Origin of the sequence: Leclercia sp. LTM14 (genome assembly GCF_023736175.1) — a bacterium.
Classification (GTDB): Bacteria; Pseudomonadota; Gammaproteobacteria; order Enterobacterales; family Enterobacteriaceae; genus Enterobacter; species Enterobacter barmai.
Genome location: NZ_JAIKTT010000006.1, coordinates 108,337 through 132,270, shown reverse-complemented (window position 1 = coordinate 132,270; position 23,934 = coordinate 108,337). Strand labels below are relative to the sequence as shown.

At 56.9% G+C, this 23,934-nt stretch carries 19 protein-coding genes and 1 pseudogene; 13 read left to right on the top strand and 7 right to left on the bottom strand.

Annotated features, from left to right (window positions below; genetic code table 11):
- Positions 1-73: 73 nt before the first annotated feature.
- Entirely contained in the window at positions 74-280 is a 207-nt protein-coding gene (locus K5I40_RS14130) for a YbfA family protein (protein WP_039029414.1), read from the bottom strand.
- A 309-nt stretch (positions 281-589) separates the two neighbouring features.
- Between K5I40_RS14130 and kdpF the strand changes: the two genes are divergently transcribed.
- The 9 genes and pseudogenes from kdpF (at position 590) to potE (ending at position 12,507) form a co-directional block, all read left to right on the top strand.
- Positions 590-679 carry a K(+)-transporting ATPase subunit F gene (kdpF, locus tag K5I40_RS14125; RefSeq protein ID WP_223074873.1) on the top strand — a complete coding sequence of 30 codons (90 nt, stop codon included), beginning with the start codon at positions 590-592 and terminating at the stop codon, positions 677-679.
- Positions 679-2,358 (top strand): potassium-transporting ATPase subunit KdpA, encoded by a 1,680-nt coding sequence (gene kdpA, locus K5I40_RS14120; RefSeq protein WP_223074874.1) that lies wholly within the window; start codon positions 679-681, stop codon positions 2,356-2,358. Before kdpF ends, kdpA begins: the two co-directional genes overlap by 1 nt.
- Positions 2,359-2,376: 18 nt before the next feature.
- On the top strand, positions 2,377-4,425 hold the full coding sequence (gene kdpB / locus K5I40_RS14115) for a potassium-transporting ATPase subunit KdpB (RefSeq protein ID WP_223074875.1): 2,049 nt from the start codon (positions 2,377-2,379) through the stop codon (positions 4,423-4,425).
- 12 nt (positions 4,426-4,437) lie between these two features.
- Positions 4,438-5,013, top strand: a complete 576-nt coding sequence (kdpC, locus tag K5I40_RS14110; RefSeq protein ID WP_039029319.1) for a potassium-transporting ATPase subunit KdpC — start codon at positions 4,438-4,440, stop codon at positions 5,011-5,013.
- Positions 5,014-7,689: a two-component system sensor histidine kinase KdpD gene (kdpD, locus tag K5I40_RS14105; protein WP_223074876.1), complete on the top strand. Its 2,676-nt coding sequence runs from the start codon at positions 5,014-5,016 to the stop codon at positions 7,687-7,689. It abuts the gene before it with no gap.
- Positions 7,686-8,363 carry a two-component system response regulator KdpE gene (gene kdpE / locus K5I40_RS14100; RefSeq protein ID WP_223074877.1) on the top strand — a complete coding sequence of 226 codons (678 nt, stop codon included), beginning with the start codon at positions 7,686-7,688 and terminating at the stop codon, positions 8,361-8,363. Before kdpD ends, kdpE begins: the two co-directional genes overlap by 4 nt.
- A 278-nt stretch (positions 8,364-8,641) precedes the next feature.
- On the top strand, positions 8,642-8,746 hold the full coding sequence (gene speFL / locus K5I40_RS14095) for a leader peptide SpeFL (RefSeq protein ID WP_138369585.1): 105 nt from the start codon (positions 8,642-8,644) through the stop codon (positions 8,744-8,746).
- Between the two features lie 253 nt (positions 8,747-8,999).
- A pseudogene (gene speF, locus K5I40_RS14090) lies at positions 9,000-11,197 on the top strand (ornithine decarboxylase SpeF).
- Positions 11,194-12,507 carry a putrescine-ornithine antiporter gene (gene potE, locus K5I40_RS14085; protein ID WP_039029315.1) on the top strand — a complete coding sequence of 438 codons (1,314 nt, stop codon included), beginning with the start codon at positions 11,194-11,196 and terminating at the stop codon, positions 12,505-12,507. The pseudogene speF and the gene potE overlap by 4 nt, the downstream one beginning before the upstream one ends.
- Positions 12,508-12,615: 108 nt before the next feature.
- Here potE and pgm read toward each other — a convergent pair whose 3' ends face one another.
- Together pgm and seqA are read right to left on the bottom strand one after the other, a co-directional pair.
- Complete coding sequence (gene pgm / locus K5I40_RS14080; RefSeq protein WP_039029314.1) at positions 12,616-14,256, bottom strand: phosphoglucomutase (alpha-D-glucose-1,6-bisphosphate-dependent); 1,641 nt, start codon at positions 14,254-14,256, stop codon at positions 12,616-12,618.
- Between the two features lie 24 nt (positions 14,257-14,280).
- Positions 14,281-14,823 carry a replication initiation negative regulator SeqA gene (gene seqA, locus K5I40_RS14075; protein ID WP_039029313.1) on the bottom strand — a complete coding sequence of 181 codons (543 nt, stop codon included), beginning with the start codon at positions 14,821-14,823 and terminating at the stop codon, positions 14,281-14,283.
- A gap of 183 nt (positions 14,824-15,006) precedes the next feature.
- On the opposite strand from seqA, the gene ybfF reads away from it, so the two are divergent.
- From ybfF to fur, 4 genes are all read left to right on the top strand, one after another.
- A complete protein-coding gene (gene ybfF, locus K5I40_RS14070; RefSeq protein WP_039029312.1) occupies positions 15,007-15,780 on the top strand; it encodes an esterase in 774 nt (257 codons plus the stop codon).
- Between the two features lie 127 nt (positions 15,781-15,907).
- Positions 15,908-16,195, top strand: a complete 288-nt coding sequence (gene ybfE / locus K5I40_RS14065) for a LexA regulated protein (RefSeq protein WP_039029311.1) — start codon at positions 15,908-15,910, stop codon at positions 16,193-16,195.
- Between the two features lie 155 nt (positions 16,196-16,350).
- Positions 16,351-16,881 (top strand): flavodoxin FldA, encoded by a 531-nt coding sequence (gene fldA / locus K5I40_RS14060; protein WP_039029310.1) that lies wholly within the window; start codon positions 16,351-16,353, stop codon positions 16,879-16,881.
- Positions 16,882-17,172: 291 nt separating this feature from the next.
- Positions 17,173-17,619: a ferric iron uptake transcriptional regulator gene (fur, locus tag K5I40_RS14055; protein ID WP_010428651.1), complete on the top strand. Its 447-nt coding sequence runs from the start codon at positions 17,173-17,175 to the stop codon at positions 17,617-17,619.
- A gap of 144 nt (positions 17,620-17,763) precedes the next feature.
- On the opposite strand, the gene chiQ is transcribed toward fur, so the two are convergent.
- From chiQ to nagE, 4 genes are all read right to left on the bottom strand, one after another.
- Positions 17,764-18,096 (bottom strand): ChiQ/YbfN family lipoprotein, encoded by a 333-nt coding sequence (chiQ, locus tag K5I40_RS14050; protein WP_171029940.1) that lies wholly within the window; start codon positions 18,094-18,096, stop codon positions 17,764-17,766.
- A 43-nt stretch (positions 18,097-18,139) separates the two neighbouring features.
- On the bottom strand, positions 18,140-19,546 hold the full coding sequence (gene chiP / locus K5I40_RS14045; RefSeq protein WP_139564559.1) for a chitoporin ChiP: 1,407 nt from the start codon (positions 19,544-19,546) through the stop codon (positions 18,140-18,142).
- Positions 19,547-19,981: 435 nt separating this feature from the next.
- Positions 19,982-21,649, bottom strand: a complete 1,668-nt coding sequence (gene glnS / locus K5I40_RS14040) for a glutamine--tRNA ligase (RefSeq protein ID WP_223074879.1) — start codon at positions 21,647-21,649, stop codon at positions 19,982-19,984.
- Positions 21,650-21,829: 180 nt separating this feature from the next.
- Positions 21,830-23,851 (bottom strand): N-acetylglucosamine-specific PTS transporter subunit IIBC, encoded by a 2,022-nt coding sequence (gene nagE / locus K5I40_RS14035; protein ID WP_223074880.1) that lies wholly within the window; start codon positions 23,849-23,851, stop codon positions 21,830-21,832.
- Positions 23,852-23,934: the final 83 nt, after the last annotated feature.

The following is a 23,934-nucleotide window of genomic DNA, read 5'->3' as shown; positions in this document are numbered from 1 at the left end:
CCCGAGGGATAAAAAAACCGCCACATTGCTGTGGCGGTTTTTTTATTACTGCAATTGCTGTGTGTAGTCTTTCTTAGTAAAAGTCACAAACGGCTTTTTCAGCCTGATCCATCCACACCGGCTTATCGCTGGTTTTAGCCCAGACGCGATGCAGATAGCTGTAAAAACGGGCACGATCTTTCCAGAAAAGCATAACTGGTAACGCCAGAACACCCGCTAACACAGCGAAAGTGCGGCGAATAAAAACGATATGTGCCGGATACGCTTTGTAAAATTCCATCATTTTCTCCCCTTTCTCTGGCCGGAAACCTTCTCCGGAAAAGTAAAACTGATTAACTGATGAAAATAGTAACGCTTTGGCTGTAATTTTACTACTCATCCGACCACTCTTTTTCATCCATTTAGTGAATATTTACAATTCACGCCGTAATTGAGTTACATAAAAGTTAAATTAATACTAACCATTAGTTAAATTATGGTCTTAGCCATTTTTATACTTTTTTTACACCTCCCCGCCTGATTTTTGCGAAATCTTTGCGCCAGAAAATTTACCGTTTGCACCACAACTAATGTCACCCGGAGGTGAATTGTGAGTGGAGGTATCATTGCGGGCATCGTGCTGGTGTTTCTGTTACTGGGGTATCTGATCTATGCCCTGCTTAATGCGGAGGCATTCTGATGGCCTCTCAGGGATTTCTGCTTATTGCCAGCTTCCTGCTGGTGCTGTTGGCGCTCGCCCGACCGCTGGGGATGTGGCTGGCACGGATGATTAACGGCCTGCCACTGCCCGGCGTGCAGGCCATTGACGCAGGTTTATTGCGCCTGCTCGGAATACGTGCCGATGAAATGGGCTGGCGGCACTATCTGCTCGCTATCCTGCTGTTGAACGGGGTAGGTCTGGTGGTGCTTTTCGCCATGCTGATGCTTCAGGGCTGGCTGCCGCTCAATCCGCAGCAGCTTCCGGGGCTCTCCTGGCATCTGGCGCTCAATACCGCCGTCAGCTTTGTCAGCAATACTAACTGGCAGTCTTATGCCGGTGAAACCACCCTGAGCTATTTCAGCCAGATGGTGGGACTGACGGTACAAAACTTCCTCTCAGCGGCGAGCGGCATTGCGGTGATCTTCGCCCTGATCCGCGCCTTTGCTCGTCAGAATGTCACTACGCTTGGCAACGCCTGGGTCGATTTGACCCGCATCACCCTGTGGGTGCTGCTGCCGCTGTCGCTGGTCATCGCGCTGCTGTTTATCCAGCAAGGCGTATTACAGAACCTGCTGGCGTATCAGCCGTTTACCTCGCTGGAAGGGGCTAAACAGCTGCTGCCGATGGGGCCGGTGGCCTCCCAGGAAGCGATCAAAATGCTGGGTACCAACGGGGGTGGCTTCTTTAACGCCAACTCCGCCCATCCGTTTGAGAACCCGACCGCCCTGACCAACGCCGTGCAGATGCTGGCGATCTTCCTGATCCCCACCGCGCTCTGTTTTGCTTTTGGCGAGGCGGTGAGCGATCGCCGCCAGGGACACGCGATCCTCTGGACCATGTCCGCCATCTTTGTGGTCTGCGCGGCACTGGTGATGTGGGCGGAATGGCAGGGCAACAGTCACTTCATGCTGCTGGGGGCCGACAGCAACAGCAATATGGAAGGGAAAGAGAGCCGCTTTGGCATTCTCGCCAGCAGCCTGTATGCGGTGATCACCACCGCTGCCTCCTGCGGCGCGGTCAACGCTATGCATGACTCCTTCACCGCCCTGGGCGGGATGATCCCGCTGTGGCTGATGCAGATTGGCGAAGTGGTGTTTGGCGGCGTCGGATCGGGCCTGTACGGCATGCTGCTGTTCGTGCTGCTGGCGGTGTTTATCGCCGGGCTGATGATTGGCCGCACCCCGGAATATCTGGGCAAGAAAATCGACGTGCGCGAGATGAAGCTGACCGCCCTGGCGATCCTCGTCACCCCGGCGCTGGTGCTGCTCGGTACCGCGCTGGCGCTGATGACCGACGCCGGACGCAGCGGCATCTTCAACCCCGGGATCCACGGCTTCAGCGAGGTGCTGTACGCGGTTTCGTCCGCGGCCAACAACAACGGCAGCGCCTTTGCGGGCCTGAGCGCCAACTCGCCGTTCTGGAACTGCCTGCTGGCGTTCTGCATGTTGATCGGCCGCTTTGGGGTGATTGTGCCGGTAATGGCCATCGCCGGATCGCTGGTCAACAAGACCCGCCAGCCCGCCTCGGGCGGCACGTTGCCCACACACGGCGCGCTGTTTGTCGGCCTGCTGATCGGCACCGTCCTGCTGGTAGGCGCCCTTACCTTTATTCCCGCCCTCGCATTAGGCCCGGTTGCGGAACATCTCTCTTTACGCTGATTTAACGGAGTAATCGTCATGAGTCGTAAGCAACTGGCCCTGCTCGAACCTTCTCTGGTTCGCCAGGCGCTGATGGATGCGATAAAAAAATTAGATCCGCGCGTGCAGTGGCGCAACCCGGTGATGTTTATCGTCTGGCTGGGAAGCCTGCTGACCACCCTGCTTGCCGTTGCCATGGCGGGCGGGTTACTGGCCGGGAACGCCACCTTTACCGCGGCGATCGGCCTGTGGCTGTGGTTCACCGTGCTGTTTGCCAACGTGGCTGAAGCGCTGGCGGAAGGACGCAGCAAGGCCCAGGCCAACAGCCTGAAAGGCGTCCAGAAGACGGCGTTCGCCCGCAAGCTACGCGAAGCGAAATACGGTGCCGCCACCGACAGGGTGCCGGCGGATGCGCTGCGCAAAGGCGATATCGTGCTGGTCGAAGCCGGAGACATCATTCCCTGCGACGGGGAGGTCATCGAAGGAGGCGCCTCGGTGGATGAGAGCGCCATTACCGGGGAGTCTGCGCCGGTTATCCGTGAGTCCGGCGGCGATTTCGCCTCGGTCACCGGCGGGACGCGTATTCTCTCCGACTGGCTGGTGATCCAGTGCAGCGTCAACCCGGGAGAAACCTTCCTCGATCGGATGATCGCTATGGTAGAAGGCGCCCAGCGGCGCAAAACCCCAAATGAAATCGCCCTGACCATTCTGCTGGTGGCGCTGACCATCGTCTTCCTGCTGGCGACGGCGACCCTGTGGCCCTTCTCGTCGTATGGCGGGACGGCGGTGAGCGTCACGGTGCTGGTTGCCCTGCTGGTCTGCCTGATCCCCACCACTATCGGCGGCCTGCTGTCGGCCATCGGCGTGGCGGGCATGAGCCGGATGCTGGCGGCTAACGTGATCGCCACCAGCGGACGGGCCGTCGAGGCGGCAGGCGACGTCGACGTGCTGCTGCTGGATAAAACCGGCACCATCACCCTGGGCAACCGCCAGGCCTCCGAGTTTCTTCCCGCCCCGGGCGTGGATGAAAAAACGCTGGCCGACGCCGCACAGCTGGCTTCACTGGCGGACGAAACCCCGGAAGGCCGCAGCATCGTGGTTCTCGCCAAACAGCGCTTCAATCTGCGCCAGCGCGACGTGCAGAGCCTGCATGCCACCTTTGTCCCCTTTACGGCGCAGACCCGGATGAGCGGGATTAACATTCAGGATCGCCTGATCCGCAAGGGCTCGGTGGACGCCATTCACCGCCATATCGCGGCCAACAACGGCCACTGCCCGCCACAGGTCGATACCCTGGTGGAGAACGTCGCCCGTCAGGGAGCCACGCCGCTGGTGGTGGCGGAAGGCGCTACCGTGCTGGGGGTGATCGCCCTGAAGGACATCGTCAAAGGCGGCATCAAGGAGCGCTTTGCCCAGCTGCGTAAGATGGGCATTAAAACGGTGATGATCACCGGGGATAACCGCCTGACCGCCGCCGCCATTGCAGCCGAGGCCGGGGTAGACGATTTCCTGTCTGAAGCGACTCCGGAAGCCAAACTGGCGCTGATCCGCCAGTATCAGGGAGAAGGACGGCTGGTGGCGATGACCGGTGACGGCACCAACGACGCTCCGGCGCTGGCCCAGGCGGACGTGGCGGTGGCGATGAACTCCGGTACCCAGGCGGCAAAAGAGGCCGGGAATATGGTCGATCTCGACTCCAACCCCACCAAGCTGATCGAGGTGGTGCATATCGGCAAACAGATGCTGATGACCCGGGGGTCGCTCACCACCTTCAGTATCGCCAACGACGTGGCGAAATATTTCGCCATCATCCCGGCGGCGTTCGCGGCGACCTATCCGCAGCTGAATGCCCTGAACGTCATGCACCTCCACTCCCCCGCCTCGGCAATTCTGAGCGCGGTGATCTTCAACGCGCTGATCATTATCTTCCTGATCCCGCTGGCGCTGAAAGGCGTGAGCTACAAACCGCTCACCGCCGCCGCCATGCTGCGCCGCAATCTGTGGATCTACGGTCTGGGCGGGCTGGTGGTGCCCTTTATCGGCATTAAAGCCATCGACGTCGTGCTGACTCTGTTTGGGCTGGTTTAAGAGGAAAATCAAATGGCTATGTTACGCCCCGCTATACTGTTGTTTATTCTGCTGGCCCTGATCACCGGCGGGCTCTATCCGCTGGTGACCACCGCGCTGGGTCAGTGGTGGTTTCACGACCAGGCCAACGGATCGCTTATCCGCCAGCAGGGGGAGATCCGTGGTTCCCGATTGATTGGACAGAACTTTACCGCGGCGGGTTACTTTCACGGGCGTCCTTCCGCTACGGCAGAGAGCCCGTATAATCCTATGGCCTCGGGCGGCAGCAACCTGGCGGGCAGCAACCCCGCGCTGGATAACGCCGTTCGCACGCGGGTGGCGCAATTGCGCGCCGCCAACCCGCAGGCCAGCCCGGCGGTGCCGGTTGAACTGGTGACCGCCTCCGGTAGCGGGCTGGACTACAGCCTGACCCCGCAGGCCGTTGCCTGGCAGATCCCGCGCGTCGCGCAGGCGCGTCAGATCAGCAGCGAACAGCTCAGCCAGCTGGTTGCCGCGCATACGCAAAAGCCGTTGTTCAGCGCCATGGGCAATCCGGTGGTGAATATCGTTGAATTAAATCTGGCGCTGGACGCGCTAAGGAAAGAGTAAATGATCGACGAGCCTCAGCGCCCGGACCCGGACAAACTGCTGGAGCAGGCCGCCACGCCCCATCGCGGCAAGCTGAAAATCTTCTTCGGCGCCTGCGCGGGCGTCGGGAAGACCTTCGCCATGCTGAGCGAAGCCCAGCGTCTGCGCGCCCAGGGGCTCGATATTCTGATCGGCGTGGCGGAAACTCACGGACGTCAGGAGACCGCCGCCCTGCTGGCCGGGCTGACCACCCAGCCGCCCCGGCGCATCCATCATCGTGGGCGTCTGGTGACGGAATTCGATCTCGATGCCGCCCTCGCCCGCCGCCCGGCGCTGATCCTGATGGACGAACTGGCGCACACCAATGCCCCCGGCTCGCGCCACCCCAAACGCTGGCAGGACGTCGAGGAGCTGCTGGAGGCGGGCATTGATGTTTTCACCACCGTGAACGTCCAGCATCTGGAGAGCCTCAACGACGTAGTCAGCGGTGTCACCGGCATTCAGGTGCGGGAGACCGTCCCGGACCCGTTCTTCGACGGGGCGGACGAGGTGGTGCTGGTGGATCTGCCTCCGGACGATCTGCGCCAGCGCCTGCATGAGGGCAAGGTCTACATCGCCGGGCAGGCCGAGCGGGCAATTGAGCACTTCTTCCGTAAAGGTAATTTGATCGCCCTGCGCGAGCTGGCCCTGCGCCGCACCGCCGACCGGGTGGACGACCAGATGCGGGCCTGGCGCGACCGTCAGGGTGAGGAGAAAGTGTGGCATACCCGGGATGCGATTTTGCTCTGCATTGGTCACGGCAGCGGTAATGAAAAGCTGGTGCGCACCGCCGCGCGTCTGGCGGCTAAATTTGGCAGCGTCTGGCACGCCGTCTACGTCGAGACGCCGCAGCTGCACCGTCTGCCGGAGAACCAGCGCCGCGCCATTCTTGCGGCCCTGCGCCTGGCCCAGGAGCTGGGCGCAGAAACCGCCACCCTGGCCGAGCAGGCGGAAGAGAAAGCCATCTTGCGCTATGCCCGGGAGCACAACCTCGGCAAGATTGTCATCGGCAGGCGCGCCCGCCGCCGCTGGTTCAGCCATCAGAGCTTTGCCGACAGGCTGGCGCAGCGGGCTCCCGACCTCGATCTCTTGATCGTCGCCCTGGACGACAAACCGGCCCCCCTGCCCGCCAGAGCCCCGGATAACCGGACGTTCAGCGACAAATGGCGGATCCAGCTGCGCGGCTGTCTGGTGGCGGTGCTGCTCTGCGCCCTGATCACCTTTGTTGCCAGCCAGTGGCTACCCGGCTTTGATGCCGCCAACCTGGTGATGATCTACCTGCTGGGGGTAGTGCTTGTGGCGCTGTTTTACGGCCGCTGGCCCTCGGTGCTGGCGACGGTCATCAACGTCATCAGCTTCGATCTCTTTTTCATCGCCCCGCGCGGCACCCTGGCAGTGTCGGATGTCCAGTACATCCTCACCTTCGCCGTGATGCTGGCGGTGGGTCTGCTTATCGGTAACCTGACGGCAGGAGTGCGCTATCAGGCGCGGATCGCACGCTATCGCGAGCAGCGCACCCGCCATCTGTATGAGATGTCGAAAGCGCTGGCGGTGGGCCGCACGCCGCAGGATATCGTCCAGACCAGCCAGCAGTTTATTCACTCCACCTTCAACGCCCGCAGCCTGATCCTGCTCCCGGATGCGGAGGGCAAGCTGGGCCCGCTGACCCCGGCCTCGGGGATGACCCCGTGGGATGAGGCCATTGCCCGCTGGAGCTTCGATAAAGGCCAGCCTGCGGGTGCGGGCACCGACACTCTGCCGGGCGTGCCCTGGCAGATCCTGCCGTTACAGAGCCAGGGGGTGGTGGTTGTTGAGCCATCCAACCTGCGCCAGCTGATGATCCCCGAGCAGCAGCGGCTACTGGAGACCTTTACCCTGCTGGTGGCAAGCGCCCTGGAGCGGCTGGCGCTCACCGCCAGCGAAGAGCAGGCGCGGTTAGCCAGCGAGCGCGAGAGCATTCGCAACTCGCTGCTGGCGGCACTCTCCCACGATCTGCGTACGCCTCTGACGGTGCTGTTCGGTCAGTCGGAGATCCTGACCCTCGACCTGGCGGCAGAAGGCTCCCGCCACGCCATGCAGGCCAGCGAGATCCGCCAGCACGTGCTCAACACCACCCGGCTGGTGAATAACCTGCTGGATATGGCGCGGATCCAGTCCGGCGGCTTTAATCTGAAAAAAGAGTGGCTGACGCTGGAAGAGGTGATTGGCAGCGCCTTAAAAATGCTGGAGCCGGGGCTCGGGGGGCGGCATATCGCGCTGGAGATGTCGGCACCGCTGGCGCTGATCCACGTCGACGGACCGCTGTTCGAGCGGGTGCTGATCAACCTGCTGGAGAACGCCGCTAAATACGCGGGCAGCAAAGCGCAAATTGGCATCCAGGCCAGCGTCACGCCCGATACGTTACAGCTGGAGGTATGGGATAGCGGCCCGGGCATTCCGGCGGGCCAGGAACAGGCTATCTTTGATAAGTTCGCCAGGGGTAATAAGGAGTCTGCCATTCCAGGCGTGGGGCTGGGGCTGGCGATTTGCCAGGCGATTGTTGAGGTACACGGCGGCACCATCACGGCCCATAACCGCCCCGAAGGCGGGGCGGTATTTTGTGTTACACTGCCGCTCGATGCGCCACCTGAACTGAATGAATTTCCAGAGGATTTGTGATTAACGTCCTGATTGTTGAAGATGAACTCGCCATCAGCCGTTTTCTGCGCGCCGCGCTGGAAGGCGAAGGGTTGCGCGTTCATGACGCCGGGACGCTACAGCGGGGCCTGATTGAAGCCGCCACCCGCAAGCCGGACCTGGTGATCCTCGACTTAGGTCTGCCGGACGGCGACGGCCTCGATTTTATCCGCGAAGTGCGCCAGTGGAGCCAGATGCCGATCATCGTGCTCTCCGCGCGTCTGGAAGAGACCGACAAAATTGCCGCCCTCGATGCCGGTGCCGACGACTATCTCAGCAAGCCGTTTGGCATTGGCGAACTTCAGGCGCGACTGCGCGTTGCCCTGCGCCGCCACGCAACCACCGCCCCCGTCGACCCGGTGTATACCTTTTCCGATATCCGTGTCGATCTGGCGGCACGGCGTATTCAGCAGGGGAACGCGGAAATCCACCTGACGCCCATCGAATTTCGCCTGCTGGCGGTTCTGCTCAACAATCACGGCAAAGTCCTTACCCAACGTCAGCTGTTAAGCCAGGTCTGGGGACCGAATGCGGTGGAGCATAGTCACTACTTGCGCATATATATGGGGCATCTTCGTCAGAAACTGGAAGTGGATCCCGCGCGCCCCCGCCATATATTAACTGAAACCGGTATCGGTTATCGGTTTATGCTTTGAATAACCATTCACTTTAATTTGACTTAAAAATAATTACCCTGCTTGTTGATATTTAAATAACAGCCAAAGGTTTATTTATTCTTATTTCATGTCGTTCAAAACATTAAAAATACAGCACATTAACATAACACCTACAAAACAGCATTTTGATCTGCCATCAAAGTAAAATGCGGATAATTATTTTTTAAACGATCGCTTAATGTTGATCGTCTTCACGGTTTACCTCTCCTTTCCAGATAAAATGACCCCGCTTTCAATTACTGAAAGGAAAAATGGAAATGGAAAATAACAATCGTTTTATGCCCCATATAAGGCGGGTCACTCATATAATGAAGTTTGCCCACCGCAACTGCTTCGACTTTCATCTCTTCAACGCCCGGTAGTCCTTCGACTTCTGGCGCACCTGCTTACAGGCACTCCTGAAAAGCTCGTCTTTACAGTCAGTTGACTGCGAACCCGTGCGCTTACCCATTTTGATTCAGACTCATCCGTAACCGGGCGGACTGGATTTTATTCACCAAAAAGCAATGCACTGATTTTTTATCAGAGGCCCGACTTTGCTTTTTTCCGGACACTAGCGATTTCTTTTTAACAGGAAATCGAAGGACCTCTATTACTTAAAATAAAGAGCGAAAGATGAAAACGTTAAAAATTGCCACCAGCCGTACCTGCCCGCACTGCTTTACCACCACTCGCGAGATGGTGGACGTGAACGACTCAGATTATATTGATGTCGCGGCAGTCGTACTGGCGGTGAGCGATATTTACAATGGCACCATCGAAAAATAGACGCTACGGGATTTGGTATTCCCGTTTTTATTTCCACGCATAAAGAGGAAATTGTTCCTGCAGAGTATTTATCGCGCATTCAGGGTGTATTTGAATGCGCCGACAACTGCAATGACTTCTACGGTCGCCAGCTGGAAGCGGCCGCTCAGAAGTACGAAACCCAGCTACGCCCGCCGTTCTTCCGCGCGCTGGTGGACTATGTCGCGCAGGGTAACAGCGCCTTTGACTGCCCGGGGCATCAGGGCGGGCAGTTTTTCCGCCGTCACCCTGCGGGAAATCAGTTTGTTGATTTCTTTGGCGAGACGCTGTTCCGCTCAGATCTGTGCAATGCCGACGTGGCGATGGGCGATCTGCTGATCCACGAAGGTGCGCCGTGCATCGCCCAGCAGCATGCGGCGAAAGTCTTCAATGCGGATAAAACCTACTTCGTGCTGAACGGCACTTCTTCCTCCAACAAGGTGGTACTGAACGCCCTGCTCACCCCCGGCGATCTGGTGCTGTTCGATCGTAATAACCATAAATCCAACCATCACGGCGCGCTGCTGCAGGCGGGCGCAACACCGGTGTATCTGGAAACCGCACGTAATCCGTACGGCTTTATCGGCGGTATCGATGCCCACTGCTTTGACGAGCGCTATCTGCGGGAACGGGTGTCAGAAGTTGCCCCCGGCCGCACCCGCGATCGGCGCCCGTTCCGCCTGGCGGTGATCCAGCTCGGCACCTACGATGGCACCATCTATAACGCCCGTCAGGTGGTGGATAAGATCGGTCATCTGTGCGATTACATCCTGTTTGACTCCGCCTGGGTGGGCTACGAGCAGTTTATCCCGATGATGGCCGACTGCTCACCACTGCTGCTGGAGCTGAACGAGAACGACCCGGGAATTCTGGTCACCCAGTCGGTGCATAAACAGCAGGCAGGCTTCTCGCAGACGTCGCAGATCCACAAGAAAGACCGGCACATCAAGGGCCAGCAGCGCTATGTTCCGCATAAACGCCTGAATAACGCTTTTATGATGCACGCCTCCACCAGCCCGTTCTATCCGCTGTTTGCCGCCCTGGATATCAACGCCCGCATGCATGAGGGCCAGAGCGGCCGCAACATGTGGATGGATTGCGTGGTAAACGGTATCGAAGCGCGCAAGCTGATCCTACAAAACTGTCAGTTTATCCGCCCGTTTGTGCCGGAAACGGTGGATGGACGTCCATGGGAAAGCTCCAGCACCGCCGACATTGCCACCAACCTGCGCTTCTTCCACTTCGTTCCGGGTGAAAACTGGCACGCCTTTGAAGGCTATGCCGAGCACCAGTACTTTATCGACCCGTGCAAGCTGCTGCTGACCACGCCAGGTATCAATGCCCGCACAGGCGAGTACGAGGAGTTTGGGGTGCCGGCCACCATTCTGGCTAACTTCCTGCGTGAAAACGGCATCGTTCCGGAAAAATGCGATCTCAACTCGATCCTGTTCCTGCTCACGCCAGCCGAGGACATGGGCAAACTGCAGCAGCTGGTCGCCCAGCTGGTGCGCTTCGAAAAGCTGCTCCAGACCGATGCCCCGCTGAAGGAGGTGCTACCGTCGATCTGTAAGCAGTATCCGGAGCGCTATGCCGGTTATACCCTGCGCCAGATTTGCCTGGAGATGCACGAGCTTTACGCCCGTCATAACGTGAAACAACTGCAAAAAGAGATGTTCCGTAAATCGCATTTCCCGCGGGTGATGATGAACCCGCAGGAGGCGAACTTTGCCTACCTGCGCGGCGAGGTCGAGCTGGTCTCTCTGCGTGATGCGGAGGGTCGGATTGCCGCCGAAGGTGCGCTTCCTTATCCACCGGGCGTGCTGTGCGTCGTCCCGGGCGAAATCTGGGGCGGGTCGGTACTGCGCTACTTCGCAGCGCTTGAAGAGGGCATCAACCTGCTGCCGGGCTTCGCCCCGGAACTGCAGGGCGTGTACGTCGAAGAGTGTGACGGACGCAAGCAGGTTCGCTGCTACGTCATCAAACAACCTGCCGCTCAGCCTGCGCTGCTGAAAGGAGAGACATTATGAGTAAGTCCAACAAGATGGGCGTGGTGCAGCTCACTATTCTCACCATGGTCAACATGATGGGATCGGGCATTATCATGCTGCCAACCAAACTCGCGGAAGTGGGTACCATCTCGATTATCTCCTGGCTGGTGACGGCGGTTGGCTCGATGGCGCTGGCGTGGGCCTTCGCCAAGTGCGGGATGTTCAGCCGCAAATCAGGCGGGATGGGCGGTTATGCCGAGTATGCCTTCGGCAAGTCGGGCAACTTTATGGCCAACTATACCTACGGTGTGTCGCTGCTGATCGCTAACGTCGCGATTGCGATTTCGGCGGTGGGCTACGGCACAGAGCTGTTCGGCGCCACGCTCAGCCCGGTGCAGATCGGCATCGCCACTATCTGCGTGCTGTGGCTGTGCACCGTCGCCAACTTTGGCGGGGCACGCATTACCGGACAGCTCAGCAGCATCACCGTCTGGGGGGTCATTATCCCGGTGGTGGGACTGTGCATTATCGGCTGGTTCTGGTTCAGTCCGACGCTGTACGCCAACTCCTGGAACCCACACCATGTGCCGTTCTTTACCGCTGTCGGCTCGTCCATCGCGATGACGCTTTGGGCCTTCCTGGGGCTGGAATCCGCATGCGCTAACGCCGAAGTGGTGGAAAATCCTGAAAAGAACGTGCCGATTGCGGTGCTGGGCGGTACCCTGGGCGCGGCGGTGATCTATATCGTCTCCACCAACGTGATCGCAGGGATTGTGCCAAACATGGATCTGGCCAACTCCACCGCCCCGTTCGGTTTAGCCTTCGCCCAGATGTTCACCCCGGAAGTGGGGAAAGTGATCATGGGCCTGATGGTGATGTCCTGCTGCGGTTCGCTCCTCGGCTGGCAGTTCACCATCGCTCAGGTATTCAAAACCTCGGCTGATGCGGGTTACTTCCCGAAAATCTTCTCCCGCGTGACCAAAGCCGATGCACCGGTGCAGGGAATGCTGGCGATTGTGATTTTCCAGAGCGGCCTGTCGTTAATGACCATTAGCCCGTCGCTGAACAGCCAGTTCAACGTGCTGGTCAACCTGGCGGTAGTGACCAATATCATCCCGTACATTCTGTCGATGGCGGCGCTGGTGATCATTCAGAAGGTGGCAAAAGTCGACCCTGGCAAAGCGAAAGTCGCCAATATCGTGGCGCTGGTGGGGGCGATTTACAGCTTCTACGCGCTCTACTCTTCCGGGCAGGAAGCGATGCTGTACGGCGCGATGGTGACCTTTATGGGCTGGACGCTCTACGGGCTGGTTTCACCGCGCTTTGAGCTGAAGAATAGAATGAGCTAAAAAACCGTAGGCCGGGCAAGCGCAGCGCCGCCCGGCACAAAAAAGCCCGGTGGCGCTAACGCTTACCGGGCCTACGAATAACGGCAACCGGGTTGCCGTTTTTGATGATTACGCGTTCTTCAGTACTTCGCTGACAATCTCTACCGCTTCTTTCTCAATCTGCTGGCGGTGTTCCGCGCCGAGGAAGCTTTCACAGTAGATCTTGTACGCATCTTCCGTACCGGATGGACGCGCCGCGAACCAGCCGTTTTCGGTCATCACCTTCAGGCCGCCAATCGACGCACCGTTACCCGGTGCGGCGGTCAGACGCGCGGTGATCGGGTCACCCGCCAGGGTGCTGGCGCTGACCATCTCTGGTGACAGCTTAGACAGCGCCGCTTTCTGGGCGGAGGTGGCAGAGGCCTGCAGACGGTTGTAGCTCGGGGCACCGAAACGGGCTGCCAGCTCGTCGTAGTGCTCCTGCGGGTTCTTACCGGTAACGGCGGTGATCTCCGCTGCCAGCAGGCACATGATGATGCCGTCTTTATCGGTGGACCACGGCGTGCCGTTGAAGCGCAGGAAGGATGCGCCCGCGCTCTCTTCGCCGCCAAAGCCGAAGCTGCCGTCGAACAGACCGTCAACAAACCATTTGAAGCCAACCGGCACTTCCACCAGCTTACGGCCCAGGTCGTTAACCACGCGGTCGATCATTGCGGAGGAGACCAGGGTCTTGCCTACGGCAACCTCTGCGCCCCACTGTGGACGATGCTGGAACAGATAGTTGATCGCCACGGCCAGATAGTGGTTTGGATTCATCAGGCCCGCAGGGGTGACGATGCCGTGACGGTCGTAGTCCGGGTCGTTAGCAAACGCGAGGTCGAACTTGTCGCGCAGCGCCAGCAGACCGGCCATCGCGCACTCGGAGGAGCAGTCCATACGGATTGCGCCGTCTTTATCCAGATGCATAAAGCGGAAGGTCTGATCGACATGATCGTTAACGATGGTCAGATCCAGCTTGTAGTGCTCCGCAATACGTTTCCAGTATTCGATACCGGAACCGCCGAGCGGGTCGACGCCAAGTTTGAGACCGGCTTTCTGGATCGCCGCCATATCGACGATATCCGCCAGCCCTTCAACAAACGGCTGCACCAGATCCTGCTCTTTCACGTGGCCGGAGGCCATCGCTTCGTCCAGAGAGATACGCTTCACGCCTTTCAGGCCGTCGGCCAGCAGGGCATTGGCACGATCTTCCACCACTTTGGTGACGTTGGTGTCAGCCGGGCCGCCATTAGGTGGATTGTATTTGATACCGCCATCTTCCGGCGGGTTGTGGGACGGCGTAATCACAATGCCGTCAGCCTGCGCCCCACCCTTCTGGTTATGCACCAGAATGGCGTTAGAGACGGCAGGGGTCGGCGTATAGCCGTTGTTTTCCTGAATCACGACGTCCACGCCGTTAGCGGCCAGCACTTCCAGGACGGAAATAAAAGCAGGCTCTGACAGGGCGTGCGTATCTTTACCCACGTAGCACGGACCGGTGACGCCATTTTTGGCGCGTTCTTCCGCGATGGCCTGAGCAATGGCCAGAATATGCGGCTCGTTAAAGCTGTGGCGAACCGCACTGCCGCGGTGGCCGGATGTACCAAACTTAACTGCGTGTTCTGCGTTACCCACTTCCGGCTTCAGCACGTAGTACTGCGCGGTAAGCTGGGCGACGTTAATCAAATCGCTCTGTTGTGCAGGTTGACCCGCACGATTGTGATTTGCCATTGCCTGGTCCTTCTGATGCAAGGGTTAGATAGTACCGCAAACCTTATCAATCAATTCCACCGGGAACTGCATCGACTGCATGATGTGTTCGATCATGCTGCGCTTACGTCCGGTATTGGTATTGGTGATCACCCAGTACGGTGTACCAGGCAGGTGCTTGGGTTTAGTTTGATTGCCATTCTGTAACAGCGTCTGCTCGTCACCCGCGAAATAGACGCGGGTACGGCCATGCAGGGATTCCGTCGCATCGGCAAACGCGTTGTTATCCAGTGAATAGAGTGTAGTCAGCACCAGCATAAAGCGGTTAACTGCTTTCTTCTGCTCAGCGTATTCGTCAGAAAGCAGCAATTCGCGCATCGCACGCACTTTGTCTTTGACAGGCGACAGCGGCTTTTCCTGCGCGACGGCAACAGGCTGGCGCGTCTCTTTGATGGCCGGAGCGGCAGGCTGCGAGGCGGCGGCAATTTTCAGCATGCGCCGTAAAATGTCGGACGCGCTCTCACCGATATGCCGCGTCTGGCTGGCGATATACTGATAAAGCTCGTCATCAACTTCGATTGTTTTCATCTTAATCCAGTGCGATATCTTATCTGAATACAAGTCGTTGGGAGTATAAGTTCAAAACCCAACAGCGGATAGCGTCAAGCCAGAATGGCGGCAAAAGTCAGAATTAACTGTTTCCTTGCAGCCGGGCGGCAGAATGGTCAACATGATACCCTAACCTGACATACGTAAAAAAAGAACTTTGCCATGAAATTGAATACCCGAGCGCAATCTGCACAATCGCCGCACAATAATTCTCCCATCGTCCTGGTTCATGGCCTGTTTGGTAGCTTGGATAACCTTGGCGTGCTGGCACGGGATCTGGTGACCGACCACGCGCTGCTGCAGGTGGATATGCGCAACCACGGTCTGTCGCCGCGCTCGCCGCAGATGACCTACGCCGACATGGCGCAGGATCTGCTGGATACGCTGGATGAACACCATATCGAAAAAGCGATCCTGATTGGTCATTCGATGGGCGGCAAAGCGGTGATGGCGCTGACGGCCCTTGCGCCAGAGCGTATCGCCGGCCTGGTGGTGATCGACGTAGCGCCGGTAGATTATGACGTGCGCCGCCACGATGAGATCTTCGCCGCCATTAATGCCGTGACGGACGCGGGCGTCAGCACCCGCCAGCAGGCTGCCGCGCTGATGCGTGAGCATCTGGACGAAGAAGGCGTGGTGCAGTTCCTGCTGAAATCCTTTGTGGACGGCGAGTGGCGCTTCAACGTGCCGGTGCTGTGGGATCAGTATGACCATATCGTCGGCTGGGAGTCGGTTCCGGCGTGGCCGCACCCGACCCTCTTTATTACCGGCGGCAACTCGCCCTATGTAACCGAGGCGTACCGTGATGCGCTGCTGGCGCAATTCCCCGAGGCGCGTGCGCATGTGATTGCCGGAGCCGGGCACTGGGTTCATGCCGAAAAACCGGACGCGGTGCTGCGCGCCATCCGTCGGTACCTCGCTGACATCAATAATTGATTAAAAGAGAGCGACTGGTCGCCCGTGGGCCTCCAGTCGTTGGCGTGCCGTTTTCGGTGATGTATGATGGCGCGCTTATCGCCCGGGCATTAGCAGGGTGTCTTGTTTCCCCCGAAGTCTCAAAATCATGGCCAAAGAACACACGGACCGCACGACAATAGATCTGTTCGCGAATGAGCGTCGCCCGGGACGACCGAAAACCAATCCGCTTTCGCGTGATGAACAGCTGCGCATCAACAAGCGCAATCAGCTTAAACGCGATAAAAGCCGCGGGCTTAAACGCGTCGAGCTGAAACTGAATGCTGACGCCGTCGATGCGCTGAACGAGCTGGCGAATGCCCGTGAGATCAGCCGCAGTGAGCTTATTGAAGAGATGCTGATTTCACAGCTTGAGAAATGGCACGGTAAAGCGTAAGTCAGAAAACTCCCCTTCTTGTTGCTTTCATGTAGCACAGAGTGCAGTCCTGGGTGATAGCAGTTTCCGCAGGCTTCTCTGTTCTGCTATGATTGCCCTTATCCGTGGCTAAATTGCGCCACCATACCATTAAGTTTCAAGAGGTTATTTTACTCATGGCAATCATCGGCATTTTTTTCGGCAGCGACACGGGTAACACCGAAAATATCGCAAAAAACATTCAAAAACAGCTAGGTAAAGACGTTGCCGATGTGCATGACATTGCGAAAAGCAGCAAAGAAGATATCGAAGGTTACGATATCCTGCTGCTGGGCATCCCGACCTGGTACTACGGCGAAGCGCAGTGCGACTGGGACGACTTCTTCCCGTCTCTGGAAGAGATCGACTTTAACGGCAAACTGGTTGCCCTGTTCGGCTGTGGCGATCAGGAAGACTACGCGGAGTACTTCTGCGATGCGCTGGGCACCATTCGCGACATCATTGAACCGCGCGGCGCCGTCATCGTCGGCCACTGGCCAACGGCCGGTTACCACTTCGAAGCGTCCAAAGGTCTGGCCGATGATAACAACTTCGTCGGTCTCGCCATTGATGAAGACCGCCAGCCGGAACTGACCGCTGAGCGTGTAGATAAATGGGTTAAGCAGGTCCGCGAAGAGTTGCACCTCGACGATATTCTTAATGCCTGATGAAGTTGCGGCGCAATGATTAAGTTGCGCCGCATTGATAGGTATAAGCAATCAAAATAATTGCTACAAATTTTTAACTTTTGCTGTCATACCTGTACAATGATCCAAGTTCAAACGGGTCACCCTGTAACAAGTTTGTTGGCGGTACCACGTTTTTATAAGCATACTTTACTTGAGACTTGCAGTTTTCATTACGTCATGGCAGTTCTATAATGAGACGCATTATCCCAGGTGCATTTTCTGTCACTTCTTCTTTAGAAGTGAATCGTTTAGCAACAGGACAGATTCCGCATGACTGACAACAACACCGCATTAAAGAAGGCCGGACTGAAAGTCACGCTTCCACGGTTAAAAATCCTGGAAGTGCTTCAGGGTCCGGATAACCATCATGTCAGTGCGGAAGACTTATACAAACGTCTGATCGACATGGGCGAAGAGATTGGTCTGGCTACCGTTTACCGTGTACTGAACCAGTTCGACGATGCAGGCATCGTTACGCGTCATAATTTCGAAGGCGGTAAATCCGTATTCGAACTGACGCAGCAGCATCACCACGATCACCTGATTTGCCTTGACTGCGGCAAAGTGATCGAATTCAGCGACGACTCTATCGAATCCCGTCAGCGTGAAATTGCCGCACGTCATGGCATTCGTCTGACCAACCACAGTCTGTACCTGTATGGCCACTGCGCCGAAGGTGACTGCCGCGAAGATGACCACGCGCACGACGCGAAATAATTCATCCGCACACGCTGAGCCAACCTGAAGGTTGGCTTTTTTTTGCCTGTAATAACGTAAAAAAGCCCGGCGGCGCTACGCTTACCGGGCCTGTGAATGTGCAGGCTCAGGTAAACGCAACGCCACCGGGCGTGGCAAACAGCTTTACTTACCGTTGTTGCTACGGATCTCCTGCCAGATCTTATCGCAGTTTTTGGTGACGTCCTGATTGTTACCCGTTTTACGCGCCATGATACAGGCCTGGTAATCGGCCACTCTCACGGTCTCCTGGGTCGCAAACTGTTCGTGCGCCTTATCCTCGCGCAGCACGTTCAGCACGCTCTGGCAGGCTTCGATTTTTTCTGGTGAACCTTCAGCAGTATTGATGCAGGCGCTGTAGGCCTCTTTAAGACGGGTGTCTTCTTTCTGGGTCTGCGGTTGTGCGCAGGCGGTCAGTCCTGATGCCAGCAGCGCGACCAGTACGATTTTTTTCAGCATAGCGGTCTCCGGTCGGCGGGGTTATCCCCCGCCGGGTTAGTCATCAGAAGATGGTGAACGGTGCGATAACCATAAACTTCACGTCACGCTCGTCCTGGAAGATGTTGCCGTAACCGCCGCCGTAGCTTGGGATGTCGGAGTGGTTGTCATACTGCGTGAAGTGCAGTTTGAACATGGTCCCTTTCGCGCGACCGTCCTGCAGGGTGTAGATCGCATCCAGGCTGTAGGCCGACTCTTTGATCTTGTTAGAGGCGATATCTTCACGCTGGCCCGCGCTGTTGATCAGCCAGTCTGCTGGTTTTGCATCCCATGCGTAAACATAAGAGGCACCGACGCTCCAGCCTGCCAGGTTCCAGTTGCTCAGGTCGTACATCGCCCCGAAGAAGACCGCTTTTTCGTCGTTGGCGTTGAAGTCGGAGCGGTTATCCCACCACACGTCCAGACGACCGTTGGAGGATGCATAGGTTGGGGTCATACGCTGCAGGAAGTAGCCCTGCTGGCCTTCCGCTTTCACATAAGTCCCTTCCAGGCGTAAATCGACCTGACCGACTTTGTAACCCAGGGTCAGCGCCTGCAGCCATGCCGTGCCGTCGTAAATATCATTTACGGTGCCGCTGTCGGCTTTATCACGCGTGCCGTAGAACTGATAGCTGGTAGAGAGCGGGCCGCCCACGATATCGAATTTGTAGCTGGCTTTGGCAAAGTACTGATCGATGAAGCCTTCAGCCTGACCAAAAGCGGCTTCCAGAATCAGGTTATTTTTGAAGTCGTACTTCGCGCCAAAGGAGTGGAGATAATCGACGCGGGTCTTTCTGTCATTCTGATAGAACTTGTCCATCTCGAGGTGCCACGGCGCTTTGTACTCGTTGGTCCACATGTACGAGAAGCTCAGCGCCCCGCTGTCACCGTAGTCAAAGTTCGCCCCGGCTTCCGCGCCCTGGTAAGTACCCGGCATAAAGCTCCAGTGCGGTGCTAACAGGGTCTGGCCGGTTGGCTGCAGCCAGCCGCCGCGCGCCCACACCGGACCATATTTGAATTTTGCAGCCGCTTTGTACAGGCTGATCCCGCTCTTATCGCCGGACCAGTCTTCTTTGTAAGCTTTGTTGCTGGAGGAGAATGCAATTTCGTTCGGGTGGCCGCTGTCGCCATTTTCTGCCATTTCAATGGCGGTGAAGGCCGCTAAATCAAGACCGAACATGTCGGCAGCATAGCCAGACTGGAAATCAAGGTTGGCGTTCCAGGTGGAGTGAGCCAGGTTAGTTTTGTATTTATCTGCCTCGACATCTTTACGGTCACGTTCACGCTGCCAGTAATAGACACCACCCGTGAGGGTTGAATCATCAATAAAACCTTCGGCCTGGGCTTTCGGAGAAACCATCCAGCCTGACATTGCTGTAACACCGGCAATAGCCAGCGCAAGCGCACTACGTTTGCCACTAAACGTACGCATAATTAATCCTCTTTGACGTATTTAAAGCGCCTTAAACGGCGAAAAACAAAAAGTTAAAAGTGGAGGCAACCGGAAATACCCGCTTACATCTCCTGCCTTTAGACTATTTTTCGCGACGCGAATTATCAATGCTTTTCCGCGATCAAAAGTCAGGATTATGACAAAGCGCACATATTTGATTGCCATTTGTAACAAAGCGAATGGAGGAGAATTTTTAATTAAAATAATGTTCGGAATGAGCTATTTATTTTTAACAGGCAGGTTTTAAGCAGCTTATCCGGAAGTTATTACCTGGAATTTGTGCAAAGGAAGAGAAAGAGAATAGTTTTAAGAAATGGAATTAATTCGCATCGCGAACATTTATATAATTAAGAGCTTGATCGTGATGCAAAAAAAAACGCCGCTGTGCGCGGCGTTTATCAGAACAATAATCAGTTATTCACCGACTTTCGCCCAGGTATCACGCAAACCGACGGTACGGTTAAATACCAGTTTGTCCGCGGTGGCGTAGCGGCTGTCGAGGCAGAAGTAGCCTTCACGCTCAAACTGGTACGCATTACCGGCAACGGCGTCTTTCAGGGATGGTTCAGCAAAGCCCTGTTTGATCACCAGCGAATCCTGGTTAATCACTTCCAGGAAGTCCTCTGCCGCGCCCGGGTTTGGCACGCTGAACAGACGATCGTACAGACGGATTTCAACCGGCAGCGCATGTGCTGCGCTCACCCAGTGGATCACGCCCTTCACTTTGCGACCATCAGCCGGATCCTTGCTCAGGGTCTCGGCATCGTAGGTGCAGAAGATAGTGGTGATATTGCCTTCTGCGTCTTTTTCAACACGCTCGGCTTTAATCACGTAAGCATTACGCAGGCGCACTTCTTTGCCCATCACCAGACGCTTGTACTGCTTGTTCGCTTCTTCGCGGAAGTCGGCGCGATCGATCCAGATCTCGGCGCTGAACGGCACGTCACGGCTGCCCATCTCCGGCTTGCTCGGATGGTTAGGCATGGCCACCAGCTCGCTTTCGCCCTGCGGGTAGTTTTCGATAACCAGTTTCACCGGATCGATAACGGCCATTGCGCGCGGCGCGTTTTCGTTCAGATCTTCACGGATACAGGACTCCAGCGACGCCATCTCGATGGTGTTGTCCTGCTTGGTCACGCCGATGCGTTTGCAGAACTCACGGATTGAGGCAGCGGTATAGCCACGACGACGCAGACCGGAGATGGTCGGCATACGCGGGTCATCCCAGCCTTCAACGTGCTTGTCGGTGACCAGCAGGTTCAGCTTACGCTTGGACATCACGGTGTATTCCAGATTCAGACGAGAGAACTCGTACTGACGTGGATGTACCGGAATGGAGATGTTATCCAGCACCCAGTCGTAGAGACGACGGTTGTCCTGGAACTCCAGCGTACATAAGGAGTGAGTAATGCCTTCCAGCGCATCGCTGATGCAGTGGGTGAAGTCGTACATCGGGTAGATGCACCACTTGCTGCCGGTCTGATGGTGATCGGCGAACTTAATGCGGTACAACACCGGGTCGCGCATAACGATAAACGGCGACGCCATATCGATTTTGGCACGCAGGCAGGCTTTACCCTCTTCGAAGCCACCGGCACGCATTTTTTCAAACAGCGCCAGGTTCTCTTCCACGCTGCGATCGCGGTACGGGCTGTTTTTGCCCGGCGCGGTCAGGGAGCCACGGTATTCGCGGATTTCGTCAGCGGAAAGCTCGTCAACGTAGGCCAGACCCTTGTTGATCAGCTCTACGGCGTAGGCATACAGCTGGTCAAAATAGTCAGAGGAGTAGCAGATGTCGCCAGACCAGTTGAAGCCCAACCATTGCACGTCGTTCTTAATGGACTCTACGTATTCGATATCTTCTTTCACCGGGTTGGTGTCATCGAAACGCAGGTTGCATTGACCCTGGTAGTCCTGCGCGATGCCGAAGTTCAGGCAGATCGATTTCGCATGACCAATGTGCAAGTAGCCGTTCGGCTCCGGCGGAAAACGGGTATGAACAGTGGTGTGCTTACCAGTGGCCAGATCTTCATCAATGATCTGACGGATAAAGTTGCTCGGGCGGGCTTCAGCCTCACTCATCGTGGATTCCTCAAAGCGTAAACGACGTATAACGGCATATGATCTTATAAGCCGGCCGTAGTGACAACCTTTAGTTATGCAAAAAAAGGTCTCTGGAGAGAATTATGGGGGCGATTGCTGCAAAAAAAAGCGGCGGGGATATTCCCCGCCGCTCAGGCATTAACGCTTACTCAGGAGCACTCATTTGCCTTTAATTTCATACAGAGGTGTCTGACCGGCAACCACCTGACCCTGCGCCTTGATAACCAGGCCGCTGAAGTCGTCGATATTGCTGCAGACAACCGGGCTAATCATGGAGCGCGCATTGGCGTTCAGGAAGTCGAGATCCATCTCCAGAACCGGCTGACCCGCAACCACTTCTGCACCCTCTTCGACCAGGCGTTTAAAGCCCTGGCCACCCAGCGCAACGGTATCGATACCCATGTGGACAACGATCTCCGCGCCTTTCTCAGTTTCCAGGCAGAACGCATGGTTGGTGTTAAAGATCTTAACGATGGTACCGGCTGCCGGAGAAACCACGGTTTTATCCGTTGGTTTAACCGCTACGCCATCACCCACCGCTTTGCTGGCGAAGGCCTCATCAGGAACCTGCTCCAGGGCAACCACGTCGCCGGTCACTGGCGAAACCAGCGCTGCGATGGTGGTGGCGTTGGCAACAGCCTGTGGCTTAGCGGCAACAGGTGCGGCGGCAGGCGCCGGAGATGCGGCAGCGGCAGCGACAGGACCGGTGGTTTTCATTGCATTAGCGATCTTCTCAGCCACGAAGCCAACGATGATCTGCACACTGGTTTTGTTCAGGCGGATAACGCCAGACGCACCCAGACGCTTCGCCATCGCTTCGTTGACCAGAGAGGAGTCTTTCACGGTCAGACGCAGACGGGTGATGCAGGCATCGATACCGGTCAGGTTGTCTGAACCACCAACCGCAGCGATGTACTGACGCGCCAGACCAGAAACGTCTTCGGTGGTAGCAGCACTCACGTTCACGTCCTGACCATCGGCTTCGCTACCGGCAACCGCCAGCTCACGACCCGGAGTCATCAGGTTGAATTTGGTGATGGTGAAGCGGAACACCACGTAGTAGATAGCGAAGAACACCAGACCCTGCAGGATCAGCATGTACCAGTGAACCGCCAGCGGGTTACGGGAAGAGAGCACCATATCCACCAGGCCGGCGCTGAAGCCGAAGCCCGCAATCCACTGCATGGAGGCCGCGATGAACACGGAGATACCGGTCAGTACAGCGTGGATCACGTACAGTACGGGTGCCACGAACATGAAGGAGAATTCCAGCGGCTCGGTGATACCGGTGAAGAAGGCCGCGAATGCGCCCGCCATCATAATCCCCAGTACCTTCGCTTTGTTCTCAGGACGCGCGCAGTGGTAGATAGCCAGCGCTGCACCCGGCAGACCGAACATCATAATCGGGAAGAAGCCCGCCTGATAACGACCCGTAATACCGATTTCTGCTTTGCCAGCAGCAATCGACTGTGCACCGCCGAGGAAGTTAGGGATATCGTTAATGCCGGCAACGTCAAACCAGAATACGGAGTTCAGCGCGTGGTGCAGACCGACCGGGATCAGCAGACGGTTGAAGAACGCATACACGCCCGCACCGACGGAACCCAGTTTCTGGATGTGCTCACCGAAGTTCACCAGACCGTCGAAGATCACCGGCCAGATGTACATCAGAATGAAGGCCACAACGATCATCACGAAGGAGGTCAGGATCGGCACCAGACGACGACCGCTGAAGAAGGAGAGCGCTTTTGGCAGCTCAACGCCGCTGAAGCGGTTGTAGAGCTCAGCGGAGATGATACCTACCAGGATACCCACGAACTGGTTGCTGATCTTACCGAACGCTGCCGGAACCTGGTCCGCAGAGATCTTCTGGATCATTGAAACCGCAGCCGGGGAACAGAGCGTGGTCAGCACAAGGAAGCCCACAAAACCGGTCAGTGCCGCAGCACCGTCTTTATCTTTGGACATACCATAAGCCACACCAATGGCAAACAGTACGGACATGTTATCGATAATGGCGGAACCAGACTTGATGAAGAACGCCGCTAACGCGTTGTCCCCACCCCAACCCACCGGGTCAATCCAGTAACCGACACCCATCAGAATCGCTGCCGCTGGCAGCGTGGCGACCGGCACCATCAAGGCGCGGCCTACCTTTTGTAAGTAACCTAAAATGCTCAATTTGTTCCCCCTATGAGACCCCGTTAACGGTGTATTCTCAGCTGTGTTTTTATTGTGTCACTAACTTGTAAATACAGTTGATG

Bases quoted from the DNA above. Each gene is read 5' to 3' on its own strand.
- K5I40_RS14130 (WP_039029414.1), bottom strand. From the start codon at position 280: ATGGAATTTTACAAAGCGTATCCGGCACATATCGTTTTTATTCGCCGC.
- kdpA (WP_223074874.1), top strand. From the start codon at position 679: ATGGCCTCTCAGGGATTTCTGCTTATTGCCAGCTTCCTGCTGGTGCTG.
- kdpB (WP_223074875.1), top strand. From the start codon at position 2,377: ATGAGTCGTAAGCAACTGGCCCTGCTCGAACCTTCTCTGGTTCGCCAG.
- kdpC (WP_039029319.1), top strand. From the start codon at position 4,438: ATGGCTATGTTACGCCCCGCTATACTGTTGTTTATTCTGCTGGCCCTG.
- kdpD (WP_223074876.1), top strand. From the start codon at position 5,014: ATGATCGACGAGCCTCAGCGCCCGGACCCGGACAAACTGCTGGAGCAG.
- speFL (WP_138369585.1), top strand. From the start codon at position 8,642: ATGGAAAATAACAATCGTTTTATGCCCCATATAAGGCGGGTCACTCAT.
- potE (WP_039029315.1), top strand. From the start codon at position 11,194: ATGAGTAAGTCCAACAAGATGGGCGTGGTGCAGCTCACTATTCTCACC.
- pgm (WP_039029314.1), bottom strand. From the start codon at position 14,256: ATGGCAAATCACAATCGTGCGGGTCAACCTGCACAACAGAGCGATTTG.
- seqA (WP_039029313.1), bottom strand. From the start codon at position 14,823: ATGAAAACAATCGAAGTTGATGACGAGCTTTATCAGTATATCGCCAGC.
- ybfF (WP_039029312.1), top strand. From the start codon at position 15,007: ATGAAATTGAATACCCGAGCGCAATCTGCACAATCGCCGCACAATAAT.
- ybfE (WP_039029311.1), top strand. From the start codon at position 15,908: ATGGCCAAAGAACACACGGACCGCACGACAATAGATCTGTTCGCGAAT.
- fldA (WP_039029310.1), top strand. From the start codon at position 16,351: ATGGCAATCATCGGCATTTTTTTCGGCAGCGACACGGGTAACACCGAA.
- fur (WP_010428651.1), top strand. From the start codon at position 17,173: ATGACTGACAACAACACCGCATTAAAGAAGGCCGGACTGAAAGTCACG.
- chiQ (WP_171029940.1), bottom strand. From the start codon at position 18,096: ATGCTGAAAAAAATCGTACTGGTCGCGCTGCTGGCATCAGGACTGACC.
- chiP (WP_139564559.1), bottom strand. From the start codon at position 19,546: ATGCGTACGTTTAGTGGCAAACGTAGTGCGCTTGCGCTGGCTATTGCC.
- glnS (WP_223074879.1), bottom strand. From the start codon at position 21,649: ATGAGTGAGGCTGAAGCCCGCCCGAGCAACTTTATCCGTCAGATCATT.